Raw genomic sequence first — 22,945 nt, forward strand, 5'->3', positions numbered from 1 at the left:
ATCCCGCTTGTTAATCCTGGGTCAGAAGCCGGCTTCACAGTGCTTCCACGTATTCAAATTCCAGCTGAAAGCGCTTGGTAGCGGCGGGAACAAACGCCGCTATATTCCAGCTTCCCCAGACGAAGGAGGGAGTGCAATGAACCTGAACCCGCAACACATGAAGACGGCCCGCGCACTTGCTGTAGCGCTCATCGCCACCGTAAGCCTTGGCGCCTGCGCCTCATACAAGAACGAGTTTGCAACCATCAACTCGCGTCTCGATCAGCTCGACGTCAAGGTGCAGGGTGCTGCGCAGAGCGCGGAGTCCGCCAACCAGTCCGCACAGCAGGCCAATCAGCGCCTGGACCAGATCGAAGGTCGCGTGCAGCAGCTTGAAAGGGCACCTGCCGGCCGCAAGCCGCGCGGGTAATCGCTCCCTCGCCGTTTGAATTGATCCACCTCTGTATCGGGTGTATCGGGGACCCAGTGGCCTTCGCCGGCCACTGGCATCCTTCCACCCACGATTGCATTGCAAGGAGCCGTCCCATTCGTACTTCCTCCTCCCCTGCACGCCGCGCCCTCCATGCCTCCCTGGCCATGGCACTGGCCGTTGCGTGCAGCGGCGTAGCCAACGCCAGGGACAAGGACGCACCTGCACCATCGGTCGCCGCCGTTGATGAACTTCCGCCCGACCAGAGCGTGTCCGAGACAGTGATCGAGCTGGCCGGCTGGGTGGTCGCCAGCAAGGACAACCAGGGCTATCCGTTTGCGGTCATGGACAAGGCGGCGGCGCAGGTTCTGGTCTTCGGCGGTGACGGCAAGCTGCGCGGCGCCGCACCGGCGCTGTTTGGGTCGGCGATCGGCGACCATTCCGCACCGGGCGTCGCCAAGCTCGCACTGAGCGCGATTCCCGGCCACGACCGCACCACGCCTGCCGGCCGCTTCATTGGCGGTTACGGCCCGTCCGACGATGCCGGACGCGTGCTGTGGGTGGACTACGATTCCGCCGTGTCGATGCACCCGCTGCCGCCGGGCAGCCCGAAGGAAAAGCGCGCCGAGCGGTTGGCATCGCCCTCGCCGGACGACAACCGCGTCACCCACGGCTGCATCAATGTCTCGCCCGCGTTCTACGAGCAGATCGTGCAGTCCACGTTCGAGAAGGGCGGTGTGTTCTACATCCTGCCGGACAAGGATTCGATCGCGAAGACGTTCCCGGAGTTCGCGCAGAGCCGTGCCGTCGCAGATGGCAACCAAAAGAAGACCGCACAGCACGCTGGCGAGTAGTGCGTTTGTGCGTCCGCCCTGGGCGTTGTGGGCACGTGCCCGGGCCATGCCCGCCCGCCGGGCGGCTGCGATGCACAGTCTGCTCATGGAGAGTCGCCTGCTTGTGAGGCGTGGTGCCCCCGAGGCCCGGCACACTGGCATACTGCGCCCGTAGACGATCCTGCGAGGCAATGTCTGCCTCGTCCATGAGGCCGCCGGTGGACCCACTCTTCCAGTTTCTGCTGAGCACGATGGGAGGCGTATTCGTCTTCCTGTTCTTCGTGGCGCGCGACTACCTGCGTGGCTTGGGGTGGCTGCTCGGTTCCTGGGATCCGAACATGGGGCACGCGACCGAAGATGCGCTCATTTCGAAGGCCAATCGCAGCGCCTTGCTGATTGCGGCGGTGCTTCTGGCGTGGGCCTTCATGGGCCCTTCCCCCTACCGCCGCAACTGGGAAATCGAAGTAATGGGCATCGGCACCGGCATGTTGCTGGCCTATGTGGTGATCATCCGCCTTGCAGCTTCAAGGGTGAAGAGGCTGCTTGGGTGAGCGTGCCTCACATCGGCACCAATGAGGATCAGGAAGCCGTAGCCTCTGCAGCCCGCGCCAATGCCGCGGCGTGCGCGTCGCCCTTCCGCTCGCTGTAACGGTCTACCAGGTAGTCCGACCGGCCCCGCGTCAGCAGGGTGAACTTCACCAGCTCTTCCATCACATCCACCACCCGATCGTAGTACGGCGAGGGCTTCATCCGGCCGTCGTCATCGAATTCCTGCCAGGCCTTGGCCACCGACGACTGGTTGGGGATGGTCAGCATGCGCATCCAACGACCAAGCACGCGCAACGCGTTGACCGTGTTGAACGACTGCGAGCCGCCGCTCACCTGCATCACCGCCAGCGTCCTGCCCTGCGTGGGCCGCACGCTGCCATCTTCCAGCGGCAACCAGTCGATCTGGTTCTTGAACACGCCGGTGACCGTGCCATGCCGCTCGGGGCTGACCCATACCTGGCCTTCCGACCACTGCGACCATTCGCGCAGTCGCTGCACTTCAGGGTGGTGCGGGTCCACGCTGTCCAGCATCGGCAGCGCATGCGGGTCGAACACCCGGGTTTCGCACCCCAGATGGCGCAGCAGTCGCTCGGCTTCCAGCGCCAGCTTGCGGCTGAACGACTGGGGCCGCAGCGAGCCGTAGAGCAGGAGGATGCGCGGCGGCCCCAGATCTGCCGCGGCGAGCTGGTGATGATTGGGCTGGGGCAATGACGATTCCACCAGGTTGGGCAGGTCCAGGCTTGTGATTGGCTCATTCATTCGATTATTCTAGAAATATGGAAACATCGAATGCAATCTCCGCCCTGACCGCCCTCGGTCATGCCACCCGCCTGGCTGCCTTCCGCCTGCTGGTGGAGGCCGGCCCGGCAGGGCGCATGGCGGGCGACATCGCTACGGCCCTGCAGGTGCCCCCAGCCACGCTCAGCTTCCACCTGAAGGAGCTGGTGCAGGCCGGGCTGGTGGAGAGCGAGAACCAGGGCCGCAACGTCTGCTATCGGGCCAACTTCGATGCCATGAACGGCTTGATCGAGTACCTCACGCACAACTGTTGCGCGGGCTCACCCAGCAACCAGTGCGTCCCCGCCGAACCCGCCTGCAAGTGCTGATACCGCACACGACCCACCCCATCGAAGCGATTGCCACATGACCCGCAATGTCCTGTTCCTCTGCACCGGCAACAGCGCGCGCAGCGTGCTGGCTGAAGCCACCCTGCGCGCCTGGGGCGGCGATCGCTTCAGGGCATTCAGTGCGGGCAGCCAGCCCACCGGCCAGGTCAATCCGTTCGCGCTGGCACAACTGCATGCCGAAGGAATGCCCGTTGAAGGGCTGCGCAGCAAATCATGGGACGAGTTCGTGGATGCAGCGCCCATGGACCTGGTCATCACCGTGTGTGATGCGGCCGCTGCCGAAGCTTGCCCAGTGGTGTTCGGTGACTTCATCCGCAGCCATTGGGGCCTGCCCGATCCGGCCGCCGTGGCAGGCAGCGATGCCGACAAGGCCGCAGCCTTCGCGCTGGCCCATGCCATCGTGAAAACCCGCCTGCGTGCGCTGCTCGCACTGCCCGAATCGGTGTGGTCCGAACGCGAAGCGCTGCAGCACGCGCTGGACCAGATCGGCCAGCTGTTGCCGACCGACGGCGCGCAGTGACGGTGCCACTGCCATGGGTCTGTTCGAGCGACACCTGACGCTGTGGGTTGTGCTGTGCATTGCGATGGGCACGCTGCTGGGCCACGTCCTGCCCGGTGCCTTCGCGGTGCTGGCGTCCGCCGAAGTGGCCAAGGTCAATCTGCCGGTTGCGGTGCTGATCTGGCTGATGATCATCCCGATGCTGCTGAAGGTCGACTTCCGCGCGATGCGCCAGTTGCAGCAACACTGGAAGGGCATCGGGGTAACACTGTTCATCAACTGGGCCGTGAAGCCGTTCTCGATGGCGCTGCTGGGCTGGCTGTTCCTGCGCCATGCCTTCGCCGACTGGTTGCCCGCAGCACAGATCGACAGCTACATCGCCGGGCTGATCCTGCTGGCAGCCGCACCCTGCACCGCCATGGTGTTCGTGTGGAGCAACCTGTGCCGCGGTGATGCCAACTTCACCCTGAGCCAGGTGGCGTTGAACGACGCGATCATGGTGGTTGCCTACGCGCCGGTGGTTGCACTGCTGCTCGGCCTGTCAGCGATCACCGTACCGTGGGATACGCTGTTGCTGTCCGTTGGTCTCTACATCGTGGTGCCGGTGCTGGCTGCTGCACTGCTGCGGCACTGGATCCTTTTGCGCAGCGGCGAGGCGGGCCTGCAACTCACGCTTCGAAGGTTGGGGCCGCTGTCCCTGTCCGCGCTGCTGCTGACGCTGGTGGTGCTGTTCGGGTTCCAGGGCCAGCAGATCGTGAAGCAACCGCTGGTAATCGCGCTGATTGCCGTGCCGATCCTGATCCAGGTCTATTTCACCTCGGGCCTGGCCTACCTGCTCAACCGTCGGCTGGGCGTGGCACATTGCGTGGCCGGCCCGTCAGCGCTTATTGGTGCCAGCAACTTCTTCGAACTGGCGGTGGCGACTGCGGTGGGACTGTTCGGCGTGCATTCCGGGGCGGCGCTGGCGACGGTGGTGGGCGTGCTGATCGAGGTGCCGGTCATGCTGTCCGTGGTGCGGATCGTCAACCGTACTCAGGCCTGGTACGAAAGACCCCAAGAGCGCTGACAACCAGAGTGGGGCGAGTTCGATTTACGTTCTTCGCTCCGCACTGTCGTCATCGGCTTGGTGGGGTACCCATATCCCTGTCATCAAGTTCGAACCATGTCGCATATTCCCCACGCTGCCACGGACGTTGCGGCACCTGCGTCCGCGACGGCTTAACAGCATGCAAGAATGCTGAAAGCGTCTTCGATCAAACGCTGTTTGCAACTCGTCTGATTGGCGTTGCGCAGCGACAGCGGTACAGATGGCGGGCCACCGGAAAATCGGTGGCCGGGCCTCGAAAACCCGTTAGATCACGAACGTTGTTTGCGCTTGCCAGCCGGCGTCACCCCGCGTGGCGCCGGCTGGCATTCCGTCTGCCGGCTATGGCGGGCGGAGCGTGGAGGCCTTGCGCCTGCCGGTCTTGTTCGTGATCTCCCGGTTTTCGAGCCACGTCTCCGCCCGCCACCTTTGTGTGGCGGCTACCGTCTGTCCTGCACGGAGCACTGCCATGACCACACCGGACTTCCCTCGCCTGCATCCGCATCGCTCATCCGCCACTGGCGGTGGGCCGCCAGAGCACGCGGCTGCGACCGATCCGAACGCCTTCATCGCCACGCTTCGCCGCATCGGCAAAGGCGCGGCCGCCGACGGCCAGCCCTGGCCGGAGCGTCACCAGATGCCGGGCCGCTGCATGGCGCTGGCCGATGCGGACTGTGCGTTGGCAAGCCAGCGCGTGACGCTGGAACTGCTGCTGGCGGCCGAACGCGTACGCCAGAACGGCGCGGAGGCCGAGTACGTGGGCGACCGGGTGATGGAAGGGCTGATCATGGCGTGCCTGGCCATGAACGCACAGGCCAGCGCGCGTATGCGGCCGGAAGGGTGACGCGGGCGACAACGCCCGCGATTCCGCCGGGTAGGATTCGGCGCTGCGGAGCGCGTCACATCACTCGCAGAGTGCGCTGTCTTCCTTCAACGCGGCATCCTGCAGTGGCTGGCGTTGTTCAATCTGCGCACGTTGTTCCGCCGTCGGCTCACCCAGCCACCACACACGACAGCGCGCGGTAAGACGGCCGACCATCTTCGCCTCCGTCGGCGAATACAGCATCGCCAACGCGGTGCCGGGGCAGTCGTGGGCCTGGCAGGCGGTATAGAACCACCACGGCTCGCCCTGCAGCACCAGCAGCTCACCAGGACCGCTGGGCCCGCTCAACAGGCGTTCGCGCAGCGATGGAATCTCCCTGTCAGCGGATTCGGCTGCGGCTGTGTTCTTCATCAGGGCGTTGAACGCGGCCAGCACCTTCGGGTCCTTGCGGCCGCAGTCGTCCACGGTATTGCCGCCCACCAGGGTGAAGAAATGCGTCGCCAGCGGGTTGTCCGCGCAGGTGAGTTCGCCGCCGGCACTCGGGTCTTCCGGTTCGCCTTCGTTGTCCCACACCGAGGGATCCACGCCATCTTCGATGGATGGCGCCTTCTCGAACACCGTTGCCGTGGCCGCAGGTGCTTCTGTGGCCGGTGCTGGTGCGGCTGGTGCTGCATCGGGTGCCGGTGCCTGCCCGCAGGCGGCCAGCAATGCGACCGTCAGTGCCATCCCTGTGATTCGAATCTTCATTCCCTGTCCTTGTCTGATCTGCGCTGCATCCAGCAAATCGGCAGCCGCGTGATTCTAACCAGCACCGTGCCTCGTAGCTTCCCGTCATCGCCTGGAGCCGGACGCATGCGCCGTACACGACTCGCCATGATCTTCTGCAGTGCCCTGCTGCTGGCATCGCCGGCAATTGCCCACGATGCAGAAGGCGCGAAGCCTGCACAGCCTCTCCCGGGCGCAGCCCTGCCCGCACCGCTGGAGCGCGTACTACGCGATTACGAGCAGGCGTGGCGCTCGGCTGATGCCAAGGCATTGGCTGCGCTGTTTGCCGAGGATGGTTTTGTACTGCAGAGCAACCAGCCGCCGGTGCGCGGGCGTACTGCGATCAAGGCCGCGTATGCCGGCCAGGGCGGCAGTCCGTTGCGGCTGCGGGCGTTGGCTCACTCGGTGGAGGGCAACACGGGCTACATCATTGGTGCGTATCGCTACGGCAGCAACGAGGGGGACACCGGCAAGTTCACGCTGACGCTGAAGCGCGTGGGCGACGGGCCGTGGTTGATCTTCTCGGACATGGACAACACCAGCGCGCCGCCACGGGCGCGGTGATTGCCGCCGTCGGGCGCCAACCAAGGTTGGCAGCTACCAGAAGCGGGTTCGGCAGTAGATCCACGCCATGCGTGGATGGCTCGCGCACATAAAAAACCCCGGCACGTGGCCGGGGTTTTTCGATTCACTTGAACAGCGTGTCCGGGTATTCCGGTTTCTGTTCCCGCGCCAGCAGTGCGCGCAGGCCTTCTTCCGGGGTCTGCTCGCCGTGCAGCACGGCACGCACGCCGTCGGAGATCGGCAGGTCGATGCCATGGCGGCGTGCCTGTCGCATCACTTCGTCGGCGGTCTGCACCGACTCGACCACCTGGCCGATTTCGCGCACGGCATCCTGCAGCGTCTGGCCACGGCCCAGGGCCAGGCCCAGGCGACGGTTGCGCGACAGATCGCCGGTGCAGGTCAGCACCAGATCGCCCAGGCCGGCCAGGCCCATCAGCGTTTCCGGCTTGGCGCCGATCGCCGCAGCCAGGCGCAGCATTTCATTGAGACCGCGGGTGATCAGGCCGGCACGGGCGTTGAGGCCCAGCTGCATGCCATCGGCCACGCCGGTGGCCACCGCCAGCACGTTCTTCATCGCACCGCCCAGCTCGGCACCGACCATGTCGTCGCCGGTGTAGGCGCGGAACGCCGGGCCATGCATCGCCTCGGCCACCGTCTGCGCGAACTCGGGCACGTCGCCGTGCACGGTGATCGCGGTGGGCAGGCCCTGGGTTACTTCCTTGGCGAACGATGGCCCGGTGACGACGGCCAGCGGCACGTCCTCGCCCAGCACTTCGCGCGCCACTTCATGCAGGAAACGGCCCGAACCGGGTTCGAAGCCCTTGGTGGCCCAGGCCACGCCGGCACCGGCCGGACGCAGCGGCGCCAGCGCACGCACGGTTTCACCGAAGGCATGCGACGGGGTCACCACCAGGATCCAGGCCGCGCCTTCCACCGCCGACGCCAGGTCGGTGGTGGCACGCAGGCTGTCCGGCAGCGGGATGCCCGGCAGGTAGCGCGGGTTCTCGTGGCGCTGGTCGATGGCCTCGACCACGGCAGCGTCGCGCCCCCACAGCACGGTCGGGTGACCGTGCCGTGCGAGCAGGCTGGCCAGCGCGGTTCCCCAGGAACCGGCGCCCAGCACGGCGATCTTGTCAGCGGGAGTGCTCATCCGTGACGTCGCGGCAGGAATCAGGCGTTGCCAGCCGGCTCGGAGTCAGCCAGCGACGGTGCGTCGCCCTGCTCCTGGCGCTGGCGCAGGGTTTCTGCGTACAGGCCTTCGAAGTTGATCGGCTGCAGGAAGAACGGCGGGAAGCCGCCGGCCTGGATCAGGTCGCTGATCAGCTGGCGCACGTACGGGAACAGGATGTTCGGGCACTGGGTGCCGAGCAGCACGTCGATCGACTGCGGGTCCAGGCCGACCAGGCCGAACACGCCGGCCTGCTTCACTTCGGCCACGTAGGCGGTGCGCTCACCGGCCTGGCAGGTCAGGGTCACGGCCAGCACGACTTCGAAGGCGTTCTCACCCAGGCGCTGCACCTGCTGGTTCAGGTTCAGCTGCAGCTCCGGCTGCACCTGGTCATTGAAGATGGTCGGGGCGTTCGGCGACTCGAAGGAGACGTCCTTGACGTAGATCTTCTCGACGGTGAAAGCGGGGCCGGTGGCGGCATCGACCGGCGCAGCAGCGCCGTTGGTGATCTCTTCGGACATTTCCAGTAACTCCAATGAATGCAATGAAAACGATGGTCGAATTACTGCGATGGGGGCGGGATCAGGCCCATACAAGGCCGGATCCGCCACCTGCGGCAATCAGTTGCGGCCCTTGACCAGCGGCAGCTCGGCCTGCTGCCAGGCGGGAATGCCGCCGTCGAGCACGTAGACCTTTTCGAAGCCGGCCTTCTTCAGCGCCTTGGCGGCGGTTTCCGAGGCGTTGCCGCTGCGGCACACCAGCACCACCGGCGACTGCTTGGCGTTGGCCACCAGCTTGTGGTCCGGGCCGAAGGCACTGGCCTGGGCGTTGCGGCTGCCGGCAATGTGGCCCTTCTCGAAGTCACCGCTGGCCGACAGGTCGACCACCACCGTGCCGCCCGCGTTGATCAGCTGGGTCAGTTCGGCGGGCTTGATGCCCTTGAAGCCCCGGAACAGGCGGCGGATCTCGGTGACGATGATGGCCACGGTCAGGCCGACCAGGGCCGCGGACAGCATCGGGTTTCGGCCTGCAAAGGCCAGCAACTCTTCGTAATTCACTCAGGTCACGGGTCGATTAAGCGGGCGCCGATTGTCGCACAAGCCGGACGCGGCCCGTCACTGCCCCTTCCACAGGTCCGGCAGGCCGGCGGTCTGCCACCAGCGCTTGGCTTCCGGGTCCCAGCGCCAGCGCTCGACCACGACCACCGTGCGCTCGGCCTGGGTGTTCTGGTTGATCACCCCGATTTCGACCCGCCGCTCGACCAGTCCCCCGTCCAGTGAGGCACTGCTGCGTTCGCGGTAGGACGACACGCGCAGCTGCGCGTAACGGTTGAGCTCGAACTCGGTGGGCGGCTTTTCCTTGCGCAGCTTGGGGTCGAGGTAGCCGATGGCATCGTCCATGCTGCCCCAGCGGATGGTCGCCCCGTAGGCGATCTGGGTCTCTTCCAGCAGCTTGCGCTGCTTGCGGCTGAGGTCGTCGGCCGAGGCCACGGCACTGGCCAGCAGCAGGGAACAGATCAGGAACTGGATCAGGCGGCGCATCAGTGGTTTCCCCAGAACGTCAGCCTGCCATCCTACCCTTTGGCGAAGGCAACGAAGCGACCGCTGAATTCGGCGGCGGGCTTGCCATCGGCGCCGGGCTGGGTGGCGATGATGCTGATGCGGGCCTTGCGGCGCTGCCGGAAGGTGTTCAGGAAGGCATCCCAGCCGGTGGCCTCGGCCGCTTCGGCGTGGGCGTGCAGGTCTTCGTAGACCGGGGCCAGGTAGCGCAGGTTGCTGTCGGCCACGTAGACCTCGGCATCGTGGCCGGCCAGGCGCAGGCGCAGGCTGACCAGCGCCCAGCCGGACAGGGTCAGCACCGAGGCCAGGCTGCCACCGAAGGCGTTGCCCTTGTCGTTGACGTTGGCGGCCAGCGGCGCGGTGATGCGCAGCACGCCATCGGCATAGCCGTCGAGCTGGATCTGCATGGCGCGCACCGCCGGCATGCAGTCCAGCACGTCCTGCAGGGCGGCCAACGAGGAAGTCAGGGCATCAACAGACATCGGAGCAGCGACCACGACAACGAAGGGCCCGCATAATGCAGGCAATGGCCGACCATACGATACCCACTGGCGCCACCCGTTCCGGCGCGCGCTGGACCCTGATCTCGTTGCGCCCGCAGGGCCAGAATGTGGCGCTGCGCCGCGCCGTTGCTGGGCTGGGCGGGCATGTCCTGGCCCTGCCACCCTGGCGCCTGCAGCGCCTGAACGGCACGCCCGTGCTGCGCCAGCTGCAACGCGCGCTGAACTGTGATCGGGTGGTGTTCACCAGCCCGGCCGCCGTGACCGCGGCCGCCACCCTGCTGCCGCTGGCCGAGGCGCAGCGCAGCCCGTGGCTGACCGTCGGCGAAGGCACCGCGCGCGCATTGCGGGCACACGGCATCACCGAGGTGCATGCGCCGCAGCGGATGGACAGTGAAGGCCTGCTGGCGCTGCCGGTGCTGGCTGACGTACAGGGCCTGCGCATCGGCCTGGTGACCGCGCCCGGCGGGCGTGGCCTGATTGCCGCGCAGCTGCAGGCGGCCGGCGCCACAATCGAACGTGCCGACATCTACCAGCGTCGCCTTCTGCACCTGCCGCCCCGTGCGCTGGCCCGATTGGCGCATTCAGCGCAGCCGTGGATGCTGGCGGTGAGCAGTGGCGAAGCGCTGCAGCATTTCTGGCAGCAGCTTCCGCCGCCCTTGCAGCAGCGCCTGCAGGCGCACGCGACTGCCGTGGTGGCCAGTGATCGCCTCGGCGAACAGGCCCGGGCACTGGGCCTGCAGCATGTCGTGCGCGCGGCAGGCCCCACCAGCGCGCAGCTGGTGGCGGCCGCACACGCCACGCTCACCGTCCCGGCAGCGACCTGAACAGGGACGTGGGTCACGCTTGCCGCTGTCGTCGGCAACAGTGATGCTGTGCACAACGCGGCCTGCCGGCCCCCCGACCGGCGACGTTGCCGACAAGGAAGCCCGATGAACGACACTCCGCCCGTTTCCCCGCCCCGTCGACCCGTGCGCTGGCTGCTGCCGCTGGCCGGTGTGGTCGTGCTCGGCGTGGGCGGCTATGCCGGCTGGTACGTCTGGCAACAGCAACAGAACGAACAGGCAGCGCAGGCACAGACCACGGCTGTCCAGCTGAAGGGCCTGGAGGCCACGCTGGATGCGCTGCGTCGTGACCAGCGCGCGACCAGCCAGCGCCTGCAGGACGCGGCCGCCACCAACCGCGTGCTGCGCGACGAGATGCTGGGCCTTTCCCAGCGCAGCGCATTGCTGGAAGAGAACCTGGCCAAGCTGGCCGACAGCACCAACCAGGGCCGCCAGGCGGTACAGCGCGATGAGGCCGAACTGCTGCTGACCCAGGCCGCGCAGCGCCTGAACTACGCCGACGATGTGGAAGGCGCACGCCGGTTGTACGCCCAGGCCGCGACGGCACTGGCCGAACTGCCCGACAGTGATGGCCTGAACCTGCGCCAGGCGCTGGTGCAGGAGCGCGAGGCACTGGATGCGCTCGGCAGCGGCCCCCGCGTGCAGTCGCTGCAGCGCCTGGATGCTGTGGGCAGGGCACTGCAGGGCCTGCCTTCGCAGATCACCGGCACGACCGGCAGCAGCACCGCCAAACCCTGGTGGCAGGCAGCTCTGGCGCCGTTCGTGGACATCACCCCGAGCCGCCAGAACGGCCCGCTGACCGCCGCCGAACAGCGCAATGCCGACGACGCGCTGCAGCTGGAACTGACATTGGCACGTGCGGCAATCGAGCGCGGCGACCGCGCGGGGCGCAATACCGCATTGGACCGCGTGGAGCACTGGGCACAGCGGCGCTGGCCGGATTCACCAGCCCTGCGCGCGCAACGTGCTGAACTGAAGGCCTTGCGCGAACTGCCGCTGCAGGCCAACGACGCTGTCCTTGGCAGCACCCTGCAACAACTGCGCACCCAGACCGACCGGAGGTAAGCCCGCATGAAACCCCTGCAATCCCTGGTCGTGCTGTTGCTGGCCGTGGCCATCGGCGTGGTCGCTGCGCAATGGCTCGGCGCCGATGACCTGAACCGCTTCGGCGAAGTGACCCTGCGCTACGGCGGCTACGACTACCACAGCAACCTGCCGAAGGTGGCGCTGCTGGCAGTGATCGCGGTGCTGGTGCTATGGCTGCTGTGGAGCCTGATCGCCGCACCGTTCCGCGCCTGGGGCCGCTACCGCCGCAAACAGGGCCGGGTGCGCCTGATCGACGGCCTGCAGGCCTATGAGCACGGCCAGTGGCAGCGTGCCGAGAAACTGCTGGACGGTGCCGCCAAGGATCCGGAAGTGAGCGCGGTGGCACTGGCCAACGCCGTGCGCAGCGCGCAGGCACGTGCCGACGGCCCGGCTGGCGAGGCGCTGCTGCAGCGCCTGGGCGAAAGTGATGCCACCCTGCAGGCGCTGCTGCGCGCCGAACAGCTGCTGGCGCGCGATCTGCCGGTGGATGCGATCAACGCATTGGACGTAGCGGCGATCCAGCCGCTGCCGCCACGCGGCCTGTGGCTGCGCACCGAGGCACTGGCACAGGCCGGCCGCGCCCACGAGGCGTATGGCCAGCTGGGTGCACTGCGCCAGAGCAAGGTGCTGCCGGCCGAGGCCAATAGTGAACTGGAAGCACGCCTGGCTGCGCAGGCGCTGCTGGAAGCGGCCGACGTCAACGCGCTGGCCGCGCAGTGGGAAGCCACGCCGAAGGCACTGCGACCGACTCCGGACGTGGTTGGCGCCTATGCCAGCCGCGCGGTGGCGCTGGACTGGGACGAGCCGGCGCTGCTGGCGCTGGAACAGGCGCTGGACCAGCGCTGGGATGACGAACTGGTGGCGCTGTATGGCCGTCTGCCGGCCGAGCGCCTGGCTACCCGCCAGGCCAACCTCGCACGTTGGCGCAACGTGCATGACGGCTCGGCCGCGTTGCGCCTGGCGCAGGGCCGCGTGGCCCTGGCCCAGCAGCAGTGGGAGGCCGCCGATGCGTTCCTGCACGAGGCCATCGCCGCGGGCGCCGGTGCACCGGCGTGGGAAGCGCTGGGTGAACTGTTCGCCCAGCGTGGCGAACACGCGCTGGCCGCGCAGTGCCTGGCCAATGCGCTGCGCCTGCAGCGCGGCGAGGACAGCGTGGCGCTGGTGCGCGGCGGCGAGACGCCACTGCGTGCCACGGTGGAAGAACAGCCGCTCGCGGTGCAGCCGCCGGTGTATGACGCCAACGAAGAGCGCGACGAATTCGGTAATCCGCGGTTGCCGTGACCGCTGCTGAAGCGGGCCGACCAACGGTCGGCACCCACAGGAGCAAAAAACGCCGCCCAATGGGCGGCGTTTTCATCTGCGGGACCTGGTAGTCGCCAACCCTGGTTGGCGCGTGGCCTCTTCCGAGCGATGCCGTTTCACGGCCGACCAAGGTCGGCATCTACCACAGCAGATCCAGCACGCATTTCTGGTAGTCGCCAACCTTGGTTGGCGCGCGGTCGCAGCGATCAGCGTTCGACGATCGCCACCACGCCCATGCCGCCGGCGGTGCAGATCGACACCAGCGCGCGACCACCGCCGCGTTCGGCCAGCTGCTTGGCGGCGGTGGCGATGACGCGGGCGCCGGTGGCGGCGAACGGATGACCGGTGGCCAGCGACGAACCCAGCAGGTTGATCTTGTCCGGGTCGATGCGGCCCAGCGGTGCGTCCAGCCCCAGGCGGTTGCGGCAGTAATCCTCGCTCTCCCACGCACGCAGGGTGCACAGCACCTGCGCGGCGAAGGCTTCGTGGATCTCGTAGATGTCGAAGTCCTGCAGGGTCAGGCCATTACGCTTGAGCATCTCCGGCACCGCGATGGTCGGCGCCATCAGCAGGCCTTCGCCATGCACGAAGTCCACCGCAGAGACATGCGCGTCGCGCAGGTAGGCCTGCGGCTCATGGCCGTGCGCGCGCGCCCACTCTTCGCTGGCCAGCAGTACCGCAGCGGCACCGTCGGTCAGCGGGGTGGAATTGGCGGCGGTCAGCGTGCCGCGGCCGGAGACCTTGTCGAACGCCGGCTTCAGCGTGGCCAGCTTTTCCAGCGAGGTATCCGGGCGCAGGATGTTGTCACGCTCGACGCCACGGAACGGTGCGATCAGGTCGTTGAAGAAGCCACGCTCATAGGCGGCGGCCAGCTTCTTGTGCGAGGACACCGCCCACTCATCCTGCGAGTCGCGCGAGATGTTCCATTCCTTGGCCATGTCCTCGCAGTGGTCGCCCATGCTCTTGCCGGTGCGCGGCTCGGCCACGCCCGGGAACTCGGGCTTGAGCTCGGAGAACTTGAAGCCGGAAGTGAGCGCGCGGATCTTGTCGCCAGTGCTCTTGGCGCGGTTGGCGGCCAGCAGGCGCGCGCGCAGCTTCTTGCCGTAGACGATCGGCACGTCGGAGGTGGTGTCCGAACCGCCGCCGATGCCCGATTCGATCTGGCCCAGCGCGATCTTGTTGGCGACAGTGATGATGCTGTCCAGCGAGGTGCCGCAGGCGCGCTGCAGGGTGATGCCCGGGGTCAGCGGCGACAGGCCGGAGGACAGCGTGGCTTCACGGCCCAGGTTCCAGTCGCTGGAGTGCTTGATCACCGCACCCATCGCCACTTCACCCAGTTGCTGGCCGTGCAGGCCGAACCGTTCGACCAGCGCGCCCAGCGTACGGACCGACATGCCGAGGTTGCCGACATCCGAATACGCGGTGTTCTGGCGGCAGAACGGAATGCGGACGCCACCGAGGATGGCGACGGGACGAGCGTTGGGCATGGAGATACCTGGCATGGATGAGGGTGTCTGCAACATGGCCTGCACGGCGGAGCAGGCATAATGGAGCCAAGTGTAGCTGCCGCCCTGTGATGGGCCAACCGTGGAACCATGAGCAAACCCGACCCCGCGATGAATGCCCTTGGCGTGCTGGCCCTGGAACTGGCCGGCGGCGAAATCCCCCGCCAGGCGGTGCTCAGCGCTGAACAGGCCGGTGAACTGGCCGAACGCGTCGGCCGTGACCTTTCCAAGCTGGTGCCGCAGGTGGCCGAGCTGGACCTGGTGTTCGCGGCCGCCCATTTCGACCCGGCCGAAGTACTGCGCCCGGGCTGGCCGATCCATCGCCGCCTGGAAGAACTGCAGATGCGTGCCCCGGGCCGCAACCAGGGCCCGCGCCTGCTGGCCTTCGGCACCGATGCCGCAGGCGATGTGCCGCTGCCGTTCCAGGCCGATGCGACCCTGGTGGGGGGCGGCCTGCGCGTGGTGCCGTTCCTGCTGACCGGCAGCGACGTGGCCACCACCAACGCGGTGGCCAATGCGCTGGAAGAAACACTGCTGGCCAACGGCATGGCGCATGCCGACACCGCGTTGATGGCACAGAACAGCTTCGGTGCCCGCATCGAACACGCGCGCTATTTCACCGTGAACGACCTGGCCGCGATGATGTCGATGCAGTACGACAACCAGGGCTTGGCGGCGCTGTGGCCGCTGATCGAGACCGCGATCATGGCGCCGGGCGAAGACGAGTGGCTCAATGCCGCGCCCGAGCCGCTGCTGCGCTATACCCATGGCGAGGCACGCATGGCGCTGTTCGATCCGGCGGGTTGGTGCGCGTACTACAACCACAGCAAGAACGATTGCGACCGCCTGCAGGGCATCTACGAGCAGTTCCTGATGCGCCAGCGGCAGATGGCCGCGGTGCTGGAAGCGCACGGCGTGCCGGTGCTGTTCGTGCACTGCGAGGCCGGCCAGGACGCGCGCGAGCTGCTGGCGCGCTGAAGACGGGTAGTGCCGGCCGCTGGCCGGCAACGTCCGGATCTGCGATTGCCGGCCAGCGGCCGGCACTACCGATAATGAAGAACGCCGGCTTGCGCCGGTGTTTCCCGTTTCCAGCAGAAGTGGCGCAGTGCTGTTCGTGCACTGCGAGGCCGGGCAGGACGCGCGCGAACTGCTGGCGCGCTGAAGACGGGTAGTGCCGGCCGCTGGCCGGCAACGTCCGGATCTGCGATTGCCGGCCAGCGGCCGGCACTACCGATAATGAAAAACGCCGGCTTGCGCGGGTGTTTCCCGTTTCCAGCAGAAGTGGCGCAGTGCTGTTCGTGCACTGCGAGGCCGGGCAGGACGCGCGCGAGCTGCTGGCGCGCTGAAGACGGGTAGTGCCGGCCGCTGGCCGGCAACGTCCGGATCTGCGATTGCCGGCCAGCGGCCGGCACTACCGATAATGAAGAACGCCGGCTTGCGCCGGCGTTTTCCGTCTCCAGCAGAAATGGCCGCAGTGCTGTTCGTGCACTGCGAGTGCCGGCCAGGACGCGCACGAACTGCTGGCGCGCTGAAGACGGGTAGTGCCGGCCGCTGGCCGGCAACGTCCGGATCTGCGATTGCCGGCCAGCGGCCGGCACTACTGATAAAGAAGAACGCCGGCTTGCGCCGGCGTTTTCCGTTTCCAGCAGAAAGGGCCGCAGTGCTGTTCGTGCACTGCGAGGCCGGGCAGGACGCGCGCGAACTGCTGGCGCGCTGAAGACGGGTAGTGCCGGCCGCTGGCCGGCAACGTCCGGATCTGCGATTGCCGGCCAGCGGCCGGCACTACCGATAATGAAGAACGCCGGCTTGCGCCGGCGTTCCTTGATTCTTACGGGGCCTTCTGGATCACCGCACACGCCAGGCGTGCGCCGGCGTTGCCGGTCGGCTGGGTCTTGTAGTCGTCCGCATCGGCGTGGACGATCAGGCCGCGGCCGATGATGTCGAAGTCATCACCCTTGCCGATGTTGACATTGCTCGACACCGGGCCGTCGATGGTGGCCACGCCCTTGTCGTCGGCCTTGATGTTGGGCATGTCGCCGCCGTGGTGCGGATCGGTGGCGACGTTGCCGTGATCCTGCTTGCCCGGGTTGAAGTGGCCGCCGGCGCTCATGCCGTCCGGCGCGCTGCAGTCGCCCTTCTCGTGGATGTGGAAGCCGTGCTCGCTGCCCGGCTTCAGGCCAGTGATCTGGCCGGTCACGTGGACCTTGCCGTCGACCACCTTGAAGGTGACGCTGCCCTTGGTTTCGTTGCCCTGGGTCGGTGCCAGTTCGGCGGTGGCCGAGGCATCGGCAGCCGGTGCAGCCGCCGGGGCTGGCGTTGCGGCCGGTTCGGTGGTGGCGCCCTCGGCCGGGGCGGCCGGCGGGGTTTCCGTCTGCGGAGCGGCCGGCTGCTGGCCGCAGGCCGCCAGGCCCAGCGCGGCGATGGCCGCAAACAGCGAAGTGTGGATCAGACGCATTGGAATCTCTCCCTGGATGTTGCCTGCAGTGATCAGCGGACGACCCGGATCACGCCACAGGCGATGCGGACGCCGGCATTGCCGGCGGGCTGGCTGCGATAGTCGTCGGCGTTGGCATGCACGACCAGTGCACGTCCGGCGATATCGGTGGCGGCGCCTCCGCCAAGGGTAACGCCCTTGAGGTGGATATCGACGTTGGCGCGGCCCTGGGCATCGGCACGCAGGTTGTCCATGTCGCCCAGGTGGTGCTTGCCGGTGCCGGCGCGGCCATGCGCGGCGCCACCGGGGTTGAAGTGGTTGCCGGCACTGCTGGCATCCACCGCGCTGCAGTCGCCGCGCTCGTGGATGTGGAAACCGGCCTGCTGCATCGGCTGCAGGCCACCGATCAGGCCGGTGACGTGGATACCGCCGGGCTCCACCATCAGTGCGATGCGGCCACTGACGATGCTGGCCGAGGCCGGCGACAGATTAGCTTCACCCTGCTTCGCTGCGCTGACCACGGTGGGCGGCGGCGGGGTGGGCTCGGCCTTCTTCGGCGCGCTGCCACAGGCAGACAGCAGCACGGCGGCGGACAACGGCAGGATGGCAAAGGACAGACGCATCGAAGACTCCTTGCAGGTGACACTAAGCATTGCATCGTCCATGAACGATCAACGGTTCGGCAAGCGGGCGCGAGGATCGCGTGCAGGGACCGTTCAATGGCCCCCGCGACGGCGCCCGGCGCCCAGCTTGCGGGTAAGGGTATTGCGGCCGAGGCCGAGGCGGGCAGCGGCTTCGGCGCGGCGACCGTGGGTGATCTGCAACGCTGCCTCCAGCAGGGCATGGTCGACCCGCTCGCGCACCTGCGCGTGCAGCCCTTCCACGCCTTCGGCCAGCTGACGGCGCGCCCATTCGGCCAGCAGCGCTTCCCATTGGCCCGGATCGGCTGCGCTGGCGCTGTTGCGGCGGCCACGCGCGCGGTTCAGCGCGGTATCGACATCGGCCACGCCGATGGTGTCGGCGGCGGCCAGCGCGGCCATCCGCCAGCACACGTTCTCCAGTTCGCGCACGTTGCCCGGCCAGTCGTGTTCGCGCAGCGCCTGCAGAGCCGCGGCGGTGAGGCGCTTCGGCGGCGTATCCAGCCTGCGTGCGGCGGCGGCCAGGAACGTGCTGGCCAGTTGCGCGATGTCCTCGCGGCGCTCGCGCAGCGGCGGCAACTGCAGGCGCACCACGTCCAGGCGATGCAGCAGATCGGCGCGGAACTTGCCCTGCGCGACCAGGCCTTCCAGATCCTGGTGGGTGGCGGCCACCACGCGCACATCGACGCGGATCAGCTCGCGGCCACCGACGCGGAAGAACTCACCCTGCGCCAGCACACGCAGCAGGCGGGTCTGCAGCGGCAACGGCATGTCGCCGATCTCATCCAGGAACAGCGTGCCGCCGTTGGCCTGCTCGAAGCGGCCGACATGACGGCGCTGCGCACCGGTGAAGGCGCCAGCTTCGTGGCCGAACAGCTCGCTCTCCAGCAGTTCGGCCGGGATCGCGGCGGTATTGAGCGCGACGAACGGGCCCTGCGCACGCGGCGATTCGCGGTGCAGCGCATTGGCCACCAGCTCCTTGCCGGTGCCGGTCTCGCCGGTGATCAGCACCGCCAGCGGTGCCTGCGCCAGGCGACCGATGGCGCGGAACAGCGCACGCATCGGGGGGGTATCGCCCACCAGTTGCGGCGGCTGGTCGCCGGGCGTTTCGGCGGCGGGGCTGGGGGCGGCCAGCGCGGGCGCCACGGCCGGCAGCACACGCTGCGCCAGCGCCACGGCATCGTCCAGGTCGAACGGCTTGGACAGGAATTCATGCGCGCCCCCGCGGAACGCACCGGCGGTGCTGGCGACATCGGTATAGGCCGACATCACCACCACCGGCAGCTGCGGCAACGCGGCCTTGAGCTTGTCCAGCAGTACCAGGCCATCGTCGCCGGGCATGCGCACATCGGTGAACAGCAGCGCCGGTGGCGGGCCCGCGCTCAACGCCTGCAGGGCGGGAGCGGCACTGTCGAAATCAACGACCTGGTACCCCGCCTCGCGCAGCGCGGTGCACAGTACGAAGCGCACCGCACGATCATCGTCGACCACCCAGATGCGCTGTGCGGTGGTGGGGGACTCAGACATCGCGCGGGGCCTCCTCGGCAGGAGCGGCGCCGTTGCCGATCGGCAACAGCAGGGTGAACACGGTATGGCCCGGACGCGAACGGTAGGTGAGCGTGCCGCGATGCTCGCGCGCGACCTGCTGGGCCAGTGCCAGGCCCAGCCCGGTGCCTTCGGCACGGCCACTGACCAGCGGCAGGAACAGGTGTTCGGCCAGCTCCTCGGGCACGCCACGGCCGTCGTCGGCGATTTCCAGGCGCAAGGCCAACGTGTGCAACTGCTCGGCGATGCGCACCCCATGCTCCACGCGGGTGCGCAGGGTGATGCTGCCGGCACCGGCCTGGATCGCGTTGCGCACCAGGTTCCACACCGCCTGGGTGAGGCGGTCGGCGTCGCCGTGGAATTCGGGAATGCTGGGGTCGTAGTCGCGCTGCAGGCGTACCGCCCAGCCGGCCTCGTTCTCGGCCAGGCGCAGCACACGTTCCAGCGCGGCATGGATGTTCAGTTCCGCATGCGGCGCGGCCGGGGCCGGCGACAGCAGCTGGTCGAGAAGGCCGTTGAGGCGCTCGATCTCCGAGCCGATCAGTTCGATCAGCTCACGTTCGCTGGCGTCGCGCTGCGCCGCGCGGCGGGCCAGCAGCTGGGCCGCGCCCTTCAGCCCGGCCAGCGGGTTGCGCAGCTCGTGGGCCAGGCCCTTCAGCGCCGCGCTGAGCGCGCTGGGCAGCGCCTGGGTTGGGTCCAGCCCGGGGAATTCATCGACCGGATGCGCCTCCAGCAGCCAGCCACCATCGTCGCGGCGGCTCATCCAGCCCTCGGCGAAGCGCGGCGCCTCGCCGGGCACCGCCAGCGCCAGCCGGTTCAGGCGCAGGCTGTCGCGCTCATCGCGGGCCAGGAAATGGGCAAGTGCCTCGCCCTGCACTTCCAGTGCGGCCAATGGCCGACCCAGCAGGCGCCGGACGCTGACGCCCAGCCAGCGGGCGAAGGCCGGATTGCAGCCGGCAATGCAGCCATCGGCCCCGGCCCAGGCCAGCGGCGTGCCCAGGGCATCAAGGGACGGCGGGGGTGCGGGGTCGGACATTGCACCAATGTAGTGCAAAACGCGGGGTTCGGGGTCAGAGCCCTTTCCTGGCGGAAAGGGCTCTGACCCCTGCTGCAGGTCGAGCAAGCTCGACCACTACCAGATGCAGGGCCGGTTACAGCTTCATGTTGAGGCCAACGAACACGCTGCGGCCCGGCGCCGGCGAGAACATCGGGCGGGCGCTGTCCCAGAAGAAGCTGTCGTACCAGGCGTAGGCGTACTCGCGGCCGGTGACGTTCTTCAGTTGCAGGTCCACGCTGAAACGCGGGGTGAGCTGATAGGCAGCACTGAGGTCGAGCACGGCGAAGCCACCGAACTTGCCGGCCACGTTGCGCTCCTCAAGGTAGTAGTCGCCCTGCGCGCGTGCCTGCAGGCCGAGGCGCAGCGCGTCGCTGGCGCGGTAGTCCACACCCAGATTGCTGATGTGGCGCGGGGTGGCGGCCACTTCGCGGCCGTGCAGGGAAATGCCGGCATCGCGGTCGTCGCGGGTGATCTTCGCTTCCTGGTAGGCGTGCGACGCCCATACCGTCCAGTCATCGCCCAGTTGCAGGCTCAACTGCGCATCCACGCCGCGCCGGCGGGTCTTGCCCAGGGTGACCGTGGTGCCGGTGGCAGGCATGTTGGATACCTCGTTTTCCGCGTCCTGCTGCCACACCGCCAGGCGCGCCTGGGCGCCCTGGAACGGCTGGAACTTCAGGCCCAGCTCCATGCCCGTATTGGTGGACGGCTGCATCGGCACCTGCCCCGGGGTGAGGTAGGCCGGTGCGGTGGACCCGGTCAGCACCTGGAAGGTGCGGCCCCAGTTGGCGTAGACGTGGGTGGTCTGGCCCAGGCTGTGGATGATGCTCAGCTTGGGCTGGCCGATGCTGCCGTAATCCTGCAGCCGGGCGGTGATGCCGTTCATCAGGTGCGTGCTGCCACTGAAGCGATCGATACGATAGGCCGGCACGATCTTCCACGCCTCGGCGGGCTGGTAGATCGCCTGCACGTAGGCGCCCCAGTTGTCGAAGCTGTGGCGGTCGTCGTTCTGCACGCGCGCCGGCGGCTGGCTGTAATCGGTCGGTTCGGCGTAGGCATAGCGCTCGCGGATATAGCCGTTGTCCTGCTGCTCGTAGTTCAGGCCGCCCTCGACAGTAAGCGTGGAGCTGGCCTGCCAGGTCAGCGTGCTGAGCAGGCCAGTCTGGCGTTCATCCCACACGCGGCGCTGGCGCGGCAGGTTGCCGGTGGGCAGGTCGCTGAAGGTCACGCGGCGGTCGTCTTCATAGCGGTTGTAGTAGAGCCGCGTGCCGAAGGTGAGTGCGTCGGACAGCTTCAGGTCGACGTGCGCGGCGATCTGGCGCATGTCGCGGTCATCGCCGTCGTTGCCGTTGCGCAGCTCGCTGCCACGGCGGTGCGTGCGCAGTTCCTCAGCGGTCATGAAGCCCGGTTCGTCGGCTTCATGGTGATAGGCGCGCGCGGTCAGGCCCACGCGCAGCCCTTCGTCCAGCGTGCCGAAGAACCACTTGCCGCCCAGCGAGTACTTCCTGGAGGTGTCGTGGTCGCGATAACCATCGCTGGCCTGGGTGCCGACAAAGTAGTTCTGCGCGAAGCCATTGGCTTCGCGGCCAATCGCCAGCTGCGCATCACGGGTGTTGTAGCTGCCGTAGGCCAGGCGCGCATCGGTGTAGCTGCCGCCCTGGCGCGTACCGAAGTTCACGTTGCCGCCGATGTTGTGCAGGCCATAGCGCGGATCGTTGGTACCACGCACCACTTCGATGTAGCTGATGTCCAGCGGGAACAGCATGTCGATGAAGCGCTGGTTGCCGCTGTTGACGTTGCTGGGGATGCCGTCGATGAGGGTCTTGATGGCATTGAGGTAGCCCTCGCCGTTGAAGGCGCGGAAGCTGACCTTGCCCGATTCGGCACCCTGCCGGGTTTCGGTGAGCTGGATGCCGGGCATCTGCCCGAGCAGTTCCCAGCTGTGCGAGACGTTGCGGTTTTCGATCTGGTCCGCGCCGAGCACGTCCACCGAAGTCAGCACCTGGTGCGCACTGAGCTGGCCTTCGCCGTGCTGGTGCACCTGCACCTTGCCGAGGGTGAGCGCGGCATCGGCGGACTGTGCGAGAGCTTCAGGGGCGAACGGTGCGGCCGCCAAGGCGGCCACAAGGGTGGGAGTCTTCATGGGAAGGGGCGGTTACGGTGAAATGTAATCATATAACATTTCACGTGCCCGCTTTTGCAGCGTCGAGCAAGGCTCGGCGCTACAAGGGCGGGAGCCGGGGGGATTACACCGGGTAGCCGGTGGCTTCCCGTGCCTTCTTCCAGGCGGCTTCGAATTCACGCGCGGAGATCTCGTCGTCCTCGTCGAAATCCAGGAACGACACCGGCTGGTCGGCCAGCAGGAAACGGTCATCGCTGTGGGCGTGCTCGTCGGCCCAGACCATCTTGGTGCCGTAGATTTCCACCTGCCGCACGATCTTGTCGCCGCGCGCTTCCATCAGCACGTTGCCCTTGCCCAGGCCCGATTCGGCCCAGTGCTTGTAGTACTTCTTTGCGGCGGATTTCGCGCCGGGTTTTGCGTTGTGCTTTGCGTAGGTCATTGCAGGGGTCCTGGCCGCAGGCGCGGCCGGAAAGTTCGGAATGGCGCCATTATCAGGCATCCGGGGCCAGAGCCCTTTCCTTTGGAAAGGGATCC

At 67.6% G+C, this 22,945-nt stretch carries 27 protein-coding genes; 13 read left to right on the plus strand and 14 right to left on the minus strand.

Annotated elements, in window-relative coordinates:
• Nucleotides 1–136: 136 nt before the first annotated feature.
• From J3A72_RS01060 to J3A72_RS01070, 3 genes are all read left to right on the plus strand, one after another.
• Nucleotides 137–409: a hypothetical protein gene (locus J3A72_RS01060; RefSeq protein WP_010487149.1), complete on the plus strand. Its 273-nt coding sequence runs from the start codon at nt 137–139 to the stop codon at nt 407–409.
• Between the two features lie 167 nt (nt 410–576).
• A complete protein-coding gene (locus tag J3A72_RS01065) occupies nt 577–1,263 on the plus strand; it encodes a L,D-transpeptidase (RefSeq protein WP_075076525.1) in 687 nt (228 codons plus the stop codon).
• 197 nt (nt 1,264–1,460) lie between these two features.
• Nucleotides 1,461–1,793: a hypothetical protein gene (locus J3A72_RS01070; RefSeq protein ID WP_227864434.1), complete on the plus strand. Its 333-nt coding sequence runs from the start codon at nt 1,461–1,463 to the stop codon at nt 1,791–1,793.
• Between the two features lie 28 nt (nt 1,794–1,821).
• Here the strand turns inward: J3A72_RS01070 and arsH are convergent, their stop codons facing one another.
• Entirely contained in the window at nt 1,822–2,550 is a 729-nt protein-coding gene (gene arsH / locus J3A72_RS01075) for an arsenical resistance protein ArsH (RefSeq protein WP_049441739.1), read from the minus strand.
• 17 nt (nt 2,551–2,567) lie between these two features.
• Here arsH and J3A72_RS01080 point away from each other — a divergent pair, with 17 nt between their 5' ends.
• The 4 genes from J3A72_RS01080 to J3A72_RS01095 all read left to right on the plus strand — a co-directional run bounded on the left by J3A72_RS01080 (nt 2,568) and on the right by J3A72_RS01095 (nt 5,345).
• Nucleotides 2,568–2,897 carry a metalloregulator ArsR/SmtB family transcription factor gene (locus J3A72_RS01080; protein ID WP_014645511.1) on the plus strand — a complete coding sequence of 110 codons (330 nt, stop codon included), beginning with the start codon at nt 2,568–2,570 and terminating at the stop codon, nt 2,895–2,897.
• Between the two features lie 37 nt (nt 2,898–2,934).
• Nucleotides 2,935–3,438 carry an arsenate reductase ArsC gene (locus tag J3A72_RS01085; RefSeq protein ID WP_075076524.1) on the plus strand — a complete coding sequence of 168 codons (504 nt, stop codon included), beginning with the start codon at nt 2,935–2,937 and terminating at the stop codon, nt 3,436–3,438.
• Between the two features lie 13 nt (nt 3,439–3,451).
• Nucleotides 3,452–4,483: an ACR3 family arsenite efflux transporter gene (arsB, locus tag J3A72_RS01090; protein WP_046427852.1), complete on the plus strand. Its 1,032-nt coding sequence runs from the start codon at nt 3,452–3,454 to the stop codon at nt 4,481–4,483.
• Between the two features lie 487 nt (nt 4,484–4,970).
• Nucleotides 4,971–5,345: a hypothetical protein gene (locus J3A72_RS01095; protein WP_075076523.1), complete on the plus strand. Its 375-nt coding sequence runs from the start codon at nt 4,971–4,973 to the stop codon at nt 5,343–5,345.
• Between the two features lie 60 nt (nt 5,346–5,405).
• Here J3A72_RS01095 and J3A72_RS01100 read toward each other — a convergent pair whose 3' ends face one another.
• A complete protein-coding gene (locus J3A72_RS01100) occupies nt 5,406–6,071 on the minus strand; it encodes a hypothetical protein (RefSeq protein ID WP_075076522.1) in 666 nt (221 codons plus the stop codon).
• 105 nt (nt 6,072–6,176) lie between these two features.
• Here J3A72_RS01100 and J3A72_RS01105 point away from each other — a divergent pair, with 105 nt between their 5' ends.
• On the plus strand, nt 6,177–6,653 hold the full coding sequence (locus J3A72_RS01105; RefSeq protein WP_230374581.1) for a DUF4440 domain-containing protein: 477 nt from the start codon (nt 6,177–6,179) through the stop codon (nt 6,651–6,653).
• Nucleotides 6,654–6,777: 124 nt separating this feature from the next.
• Here J3A72_RS01105 and J3A72_RS01110 read toward each other — a convergent pair whose 3' ends face one another.
• The 5 genes from J3A72_RS01110 to J3A72_RS01130 all read right to left on the minus strand — a co-directional run bounded on the left by J3A72_RS01110 (nt 6,778) and on the right by J3A72_RS01130 (nt 9,862).
• Nucleotides 6,778–7,803: an NAD(P)H-dependent glycerol-3-phosphate dehydrogenase gene (locus J3A72_RS01110; RefSeq protein ID WP_005420929.1), complete on the minus strand. Its 1,026-nt coding sequence runs from the start codon at nt 7,801–7,803 to the stop codon at nt 6,778–6,780.
• Between the two features lie 20 nt (nt 7,804–7,823).
• Nucleotides 7,824–8,342, minus strand: a complete 519-nt coding sequence (gene secB, locus J3A72_RS01115; protein WP_005407596.1) for a protein-export chaperone SecB — start codon at nt 8,340–8,342, stop codon at nt 7,824–7,826.
• A gap of 99 nt (nt 8,343–8,441) precedes the next feature.
• Nucleotides 8,442–8,879: a rhodanese-like domain-containing protein gene (locus tag J3A72_RS01120; protein ID WP_014645505.1), complete on the minus strand. Its 438-nt coding sequence runs from the start codon at nt 8,877–8,879 to the stop codon at nt 8,442–8,444.
• A 57-nt stretch (nt 8,880–8,936) separates the two neighbouring features.
• Nucleotides 8,937–9,362 carry a hypothetical protein gene (locus J3A72_RS01125; protein WP_014035526.1) on the minus strand — a complete coding sequence of 142 codons (426 nt, stop codon included), beginning with the start codon at nt 9,360–9,362 and terminating at the stop codon, nt 8,937–8,939.
• Nucleotides 9,363–9,394: 32 nt separating this feature from the next.
• On the minus strand, nt 9,395–9,862 hold the full coding sequence (locus J3A72_RS01130) for a YiiD C-terminal domain-containing protein (protein ID WP_005407593.1): 468 nt from the start codon (nt 9,860–9,862) through the stop codon (nt 9,395–9,397).
• 35 nt (nt 9,863–9,897) lie between these two features.
• Here J3A72_RS01130 and J3A72_RS01135 point away from each other — a divergent pair, with 35 nt between their 5' ends.
• The 3 genes from J3A72_RS01135 (at nt 9,898) to J3A72_RS01145 (ending at nt 13,092) form a co-directional block, all read left to right on the plus strand.
• Nucleotides 9,898–10,707 carry a uroporphyrinogen-III synthase gene (locus tag J3A72_RS01135; RefSeq protein WP_075076520.1) on the plus strand — a complete coding sequence of 270 codons (810 nt, stop codon included), beginning with the start codon at nt 9,898–9,900 and terminating at the stop codon, nt 10,705–10,707.
• A gap of 105 nt (nt 10,708–10,812) precedes the next feature.
• Nucleotides 10,813–11,790, plus strand: a complete 978-nt coding sequence (locus tag J3A72_RS01140) for a uroporphyrinogen-III C-methyltransferase (protein ID WP_075076519.1) — start codon at nt 10,813–10,815, stop codon at nt 11,788–11,790.
• A gap of 6 nt (nt 11,791–11,796) precedes the next feature.
• Nucleotides 11,797–13,092 (plus strand): heme biosynthesis HemY N-terminal domain-containing protein, encoded by a 1,296-nt coding sequence (locus J3A72_RS01145; RefSeq protein WP_046427835.1) that lies wholly within the window; start codon nt 11,797–11,799, stop codon nt 13,090–13,092.
• A 227-nt stretch (nt 13,093–13,319) separates the two neighbouring features.
• Here the strand turns inward: J3A72_RS01145 and J3A72_RS01150 are convergent, their stop codons facing one another.
• Entirely contained in the window at nt 13,320–14,615 is a 1,296-nt protein-coding gene (locus J3A72_RS01150) for an acetyl-CoA C-acetyltransferase (protein WP_111206060.1), read from the minus strand.
• 93 nt (nt 14,616–14,708) lie between these two features.
• Here J3A72_RS01150 and J3A72_RS01155 point away from each other — a divergent pair, with 93 nt between their 5' ends.
• Both J3A72_RS01155 and J3A72_RS01160 read left to right on the plus strand, forming a co-directional pair.
• Nucleotides 14,709–15,596 (plus strand): hypothetical protein, encoded by an 888-nt coding sequence (locus J3A72_RS01155; protein WP_041862938.1) that lies wholly within the window; start codon nt 14,709–14,711, stop codon nt 15,594–15,596.
• 442 nt (nt 15,597–16,038) lie between these two features.
• Nucleotides 16,039–16,335: a hypothetical protein gene (locus tag J3A72_RS01160; protein ID WP_209571760.1), complete on the plus strand. Its 297-nt coding sequence runs from the start codon at nt 16,039–16,041 to the stop codon at nt 16,333–16,335.
• Between the two features lie 111 nt (nt 16,336–16,446).
• Here J3A72_RS01160 and J3A72_RS01165 read toward each other — a convergent pair whose 3' ends face one another.
• The 6 genes from J3A72_RS01165 to J3A72_RS01190 all read right to left on the minus strand — a co-directional run bounded on the left by J3A72_RS01165 (nt 16,447) and on the right by J3A72_RS01190 (nt 22,850).
• Entirely contained in the window at nt 16,447–17,073 is a 627-nt protein-coding gene (locus J3A72_RS01165; protein ID WP_049420293.1) for a superoxide dismutase family protein, read from the minus strand.
• Nucleotides 17,074–17,105: 32 nt separating this feature from the next.
• Complete coding sequence (locus J3A72_RS01170) at nt 17,106–17,675, minus strand: superoxide dismutase family protein (RefSeq protein WP_075075898.1); 570 nt, start codon at nt 17,673–17,675, stop codon at nt 17,106–17,108.
• A 93-nt stretch (nt 17,676–17,768) separates the two neighbouring features.
• A complete protein-coding gene (ntrC, locus tag J3A72_RS01175; RefSeq protein ID WP_014645497.1) occupies nt 17,769–19,217 on the minus strand; it encodes a nitrogen regulation protein NR(I) in 1,449 nt (482 codons plus the stop codon).
• Complete coding sequence (locus J3A72_RS01180; RefSeq protein WP_032959394.1) at nt 19,210–20,271, minus strand: ATP-binding protein; 1,062 nt, start codon at nt 20,269–20,271, stop codon at nt 19,210–19,212. Before J3A72_RS01180 ends, ntrC begins: the two co-directional genes overlap by 8 nt.
• Nucleotides 20,272–20,386: 115 nt before the next feature.
• Nucleotides 20,387–22,432 (minus strand): TonB-dependent receptor, encoded by a 2,046-nt coding sequence (locus tag J3A72_RS01185; protein ID WP_075075899.1) that lies wholly within the window; start codon nt 22,430–22,432, stop codon nt 20,387–20,389.
• Between the two features lie 103 nt (nt 22,433–22,535).
• A complete protein-coding gene (locus J3A72_RS01190) occupies nt 22,536–22,850 on the minus strand; it encodes a hypothetical protein (protein ID WP_005411860.1) in 315 nt (104 codons plus the stop codon).
• Nucleotides 22,851–22,945: the final 95 nt, after the last annotated feature.

It is taken from the genome of Stenotrophomonas sp. PvP093, from assembly GCF_017876915.1.
GTDB lineage: Bacteria > Pseudomonadota > Gammaproteobacteria > Xanthomonadales > Xanthomonadaceae > Stenotrophomonas > Stenotrophomonas muris.

Coding starts and splice junctions, on each gene's coding strand:
- J3A72_RS01060 (WP_010487149.1), top strand. CDS start 137: ATGAACCTGAACCCGCAACACATGAAGACGGCCCGCGCACTTGCTGTA.
- J3A72_RS01065 (WP_075076525.1), top strand. CDS start 577: ATGGCACTGGCCGTTGCGTGCAGCGGCGTAGCCAACGCCAGGGACAAG.
- arsH (WP_049441739.1), bottom strand. CDS start 2,550: ATGAATGAGCCAATCACAAGCCTGGACCTGCCCAACCTGGTGGAATCG.
- J3A72_RS01080 (WP_014645511.1), top strand. CDS start 2,568: ATGGAAACATCGAATGCAATCTCCGCCCTGACCGCCCTCGGTCATGCC.
- J3A72_RS01085 (WP_075076524.1), top strand. CDS start 2,935: ATGACCCGCAATGTCCTGTTCCTCTGCACCGGCAACAGCGCGCGCAGC.
- arsB (WP_046427852.1), top strand. CDS start 3,452: ATGGGTCTGTTCGAGCGACACCTGACGCTGTGGGTTGTGCTGTGCATT.
- J3A72_RS01095 (WP_075076523.1), top strand. CDS start 4,971: ATGACCACACCGGACTTCCCTCGCCTGCATCCGCATCGCTCATCCGCC.
- J3A72_RS01100 (WP_075076522.1), bottom strand. CDS start 6,071: ATGAAGATTCGAATCACAGGGATGGCACTGACGGTCGCATTGCTGGCC.
- J3A72_RS01105 (WP_230374581.1), top strand. CDS start 6,177: ATGCGCCGTACACGACTCGCCATGATCTTCTGCAGTGCCCTGCTGCTG.
- J3A72_RS01110 (WP_005420929.1), bottom strand. CDS start 7,803: ATGAGCACTCCCGCTGACAAGATCGCCGTGCTGGGCGCCGGTTCCTGG.
- secB (WP_005407596.1), bottom strand. CDS start 8,342: ATGTCCGAAGAGATCACCAACGGCGCTGCTGCGCCGGTCGATGCCGCC.
- J3A72_RS01125 (WP_014035526.1), bottom strand. CDS start 9,362: ATGCGCCGCCTGATCCAGTTCCTGATCTGTTCCCTGCTGCTGGCCAGT.
- J3A72_RS01130 (WP_005407593.1), bottom strand. CDS start 9,862: ATGTCTGTTGATGCCCTGACTTCCTCGTTGGCCGCCCTGCAGGACGTG.
- J3A72_RS01135 (WP_075076520.1), top strand. CDS start 9,898: ATGCAGGCAATGGCCGACCATACGATACCCACTGGCGCCACCCGTTCC.
- J3A72_RS01140 (WP_075076519.1), top strand. CDS start 10,813: ATGAACGACACTCCGCCCGTTTCCCCGCCCCGTCGACCCGTGCGCTGG.
- J3A72_RS01145 (WP_046427835.1), top strand. CDS start 11,797: ATGAAACCCCTGCAATCCCTGGTCGTGCTGTTGCTGGCCGTGGCCATC.
- J3A72_RS01150 (WP_111206060.1), bottom strand. CDS start 14,615: ATGCCAGGTATCTCCATGCCCAACGCTCGTCCCGTCGCCATCCTCGGT.
- J3A72_RS01155 (WP_041862938.1), top strand. CDS start 14,709: ATGAGCAAACCCGACCCCGCGATGAATGCCCTTGGCGTGCTGGCCCTG.
- J3A72_RS01160 (WP_209571760.1), top strand. CDS start 16,039: ATGAAGAACGCCGGCTTGCGCCGGCGTTTTCCGTCTCCAGCAGAAATG.
- J3A72_RS01165 (WP_049420293.1), bottom strand. CDS start 17,073: ATGCGTCTGATCCACACTTCGCTGTTTGCGGCCATCGCCGCGCTGGGC.
- J3A72_RS01170 (WP_075075898.1), bottom strand. CDS start 17,675: ATGCGTCTGTCCTTTGCCATCCTGCCGTTGTCCGCCGCCGTGCTGCTG.
- ntrC (WP_014645497.1), bottom strand. CDS start 19,217: ATGTCTGAGTCCCCCACCACCGCACAGCGCATCTGGGTGGTCGACGAT.
- J3A72_RS01180 (WP_032959394.1), bottom strand. CDS start 20,271: ATGTCCGACCCCGCACCCCCGCCGTCCCTTGATGCCCTGGGCACGCCG.
- J3A72_RS01185 (WP_075075899.1), bottom strand. CDS start 22,432: ATGAAGACTCCCACCCTTGTGGCCGCCTTGGCGGCCGCACCGTTCGCC.
- J3A72_RS01190 (WP_005411860.1), bottom strand. CDS start 22,850: ATGACCTACGCAAAGCACAACGCAAAACCCGGCGCGAAATCCGCCGCA.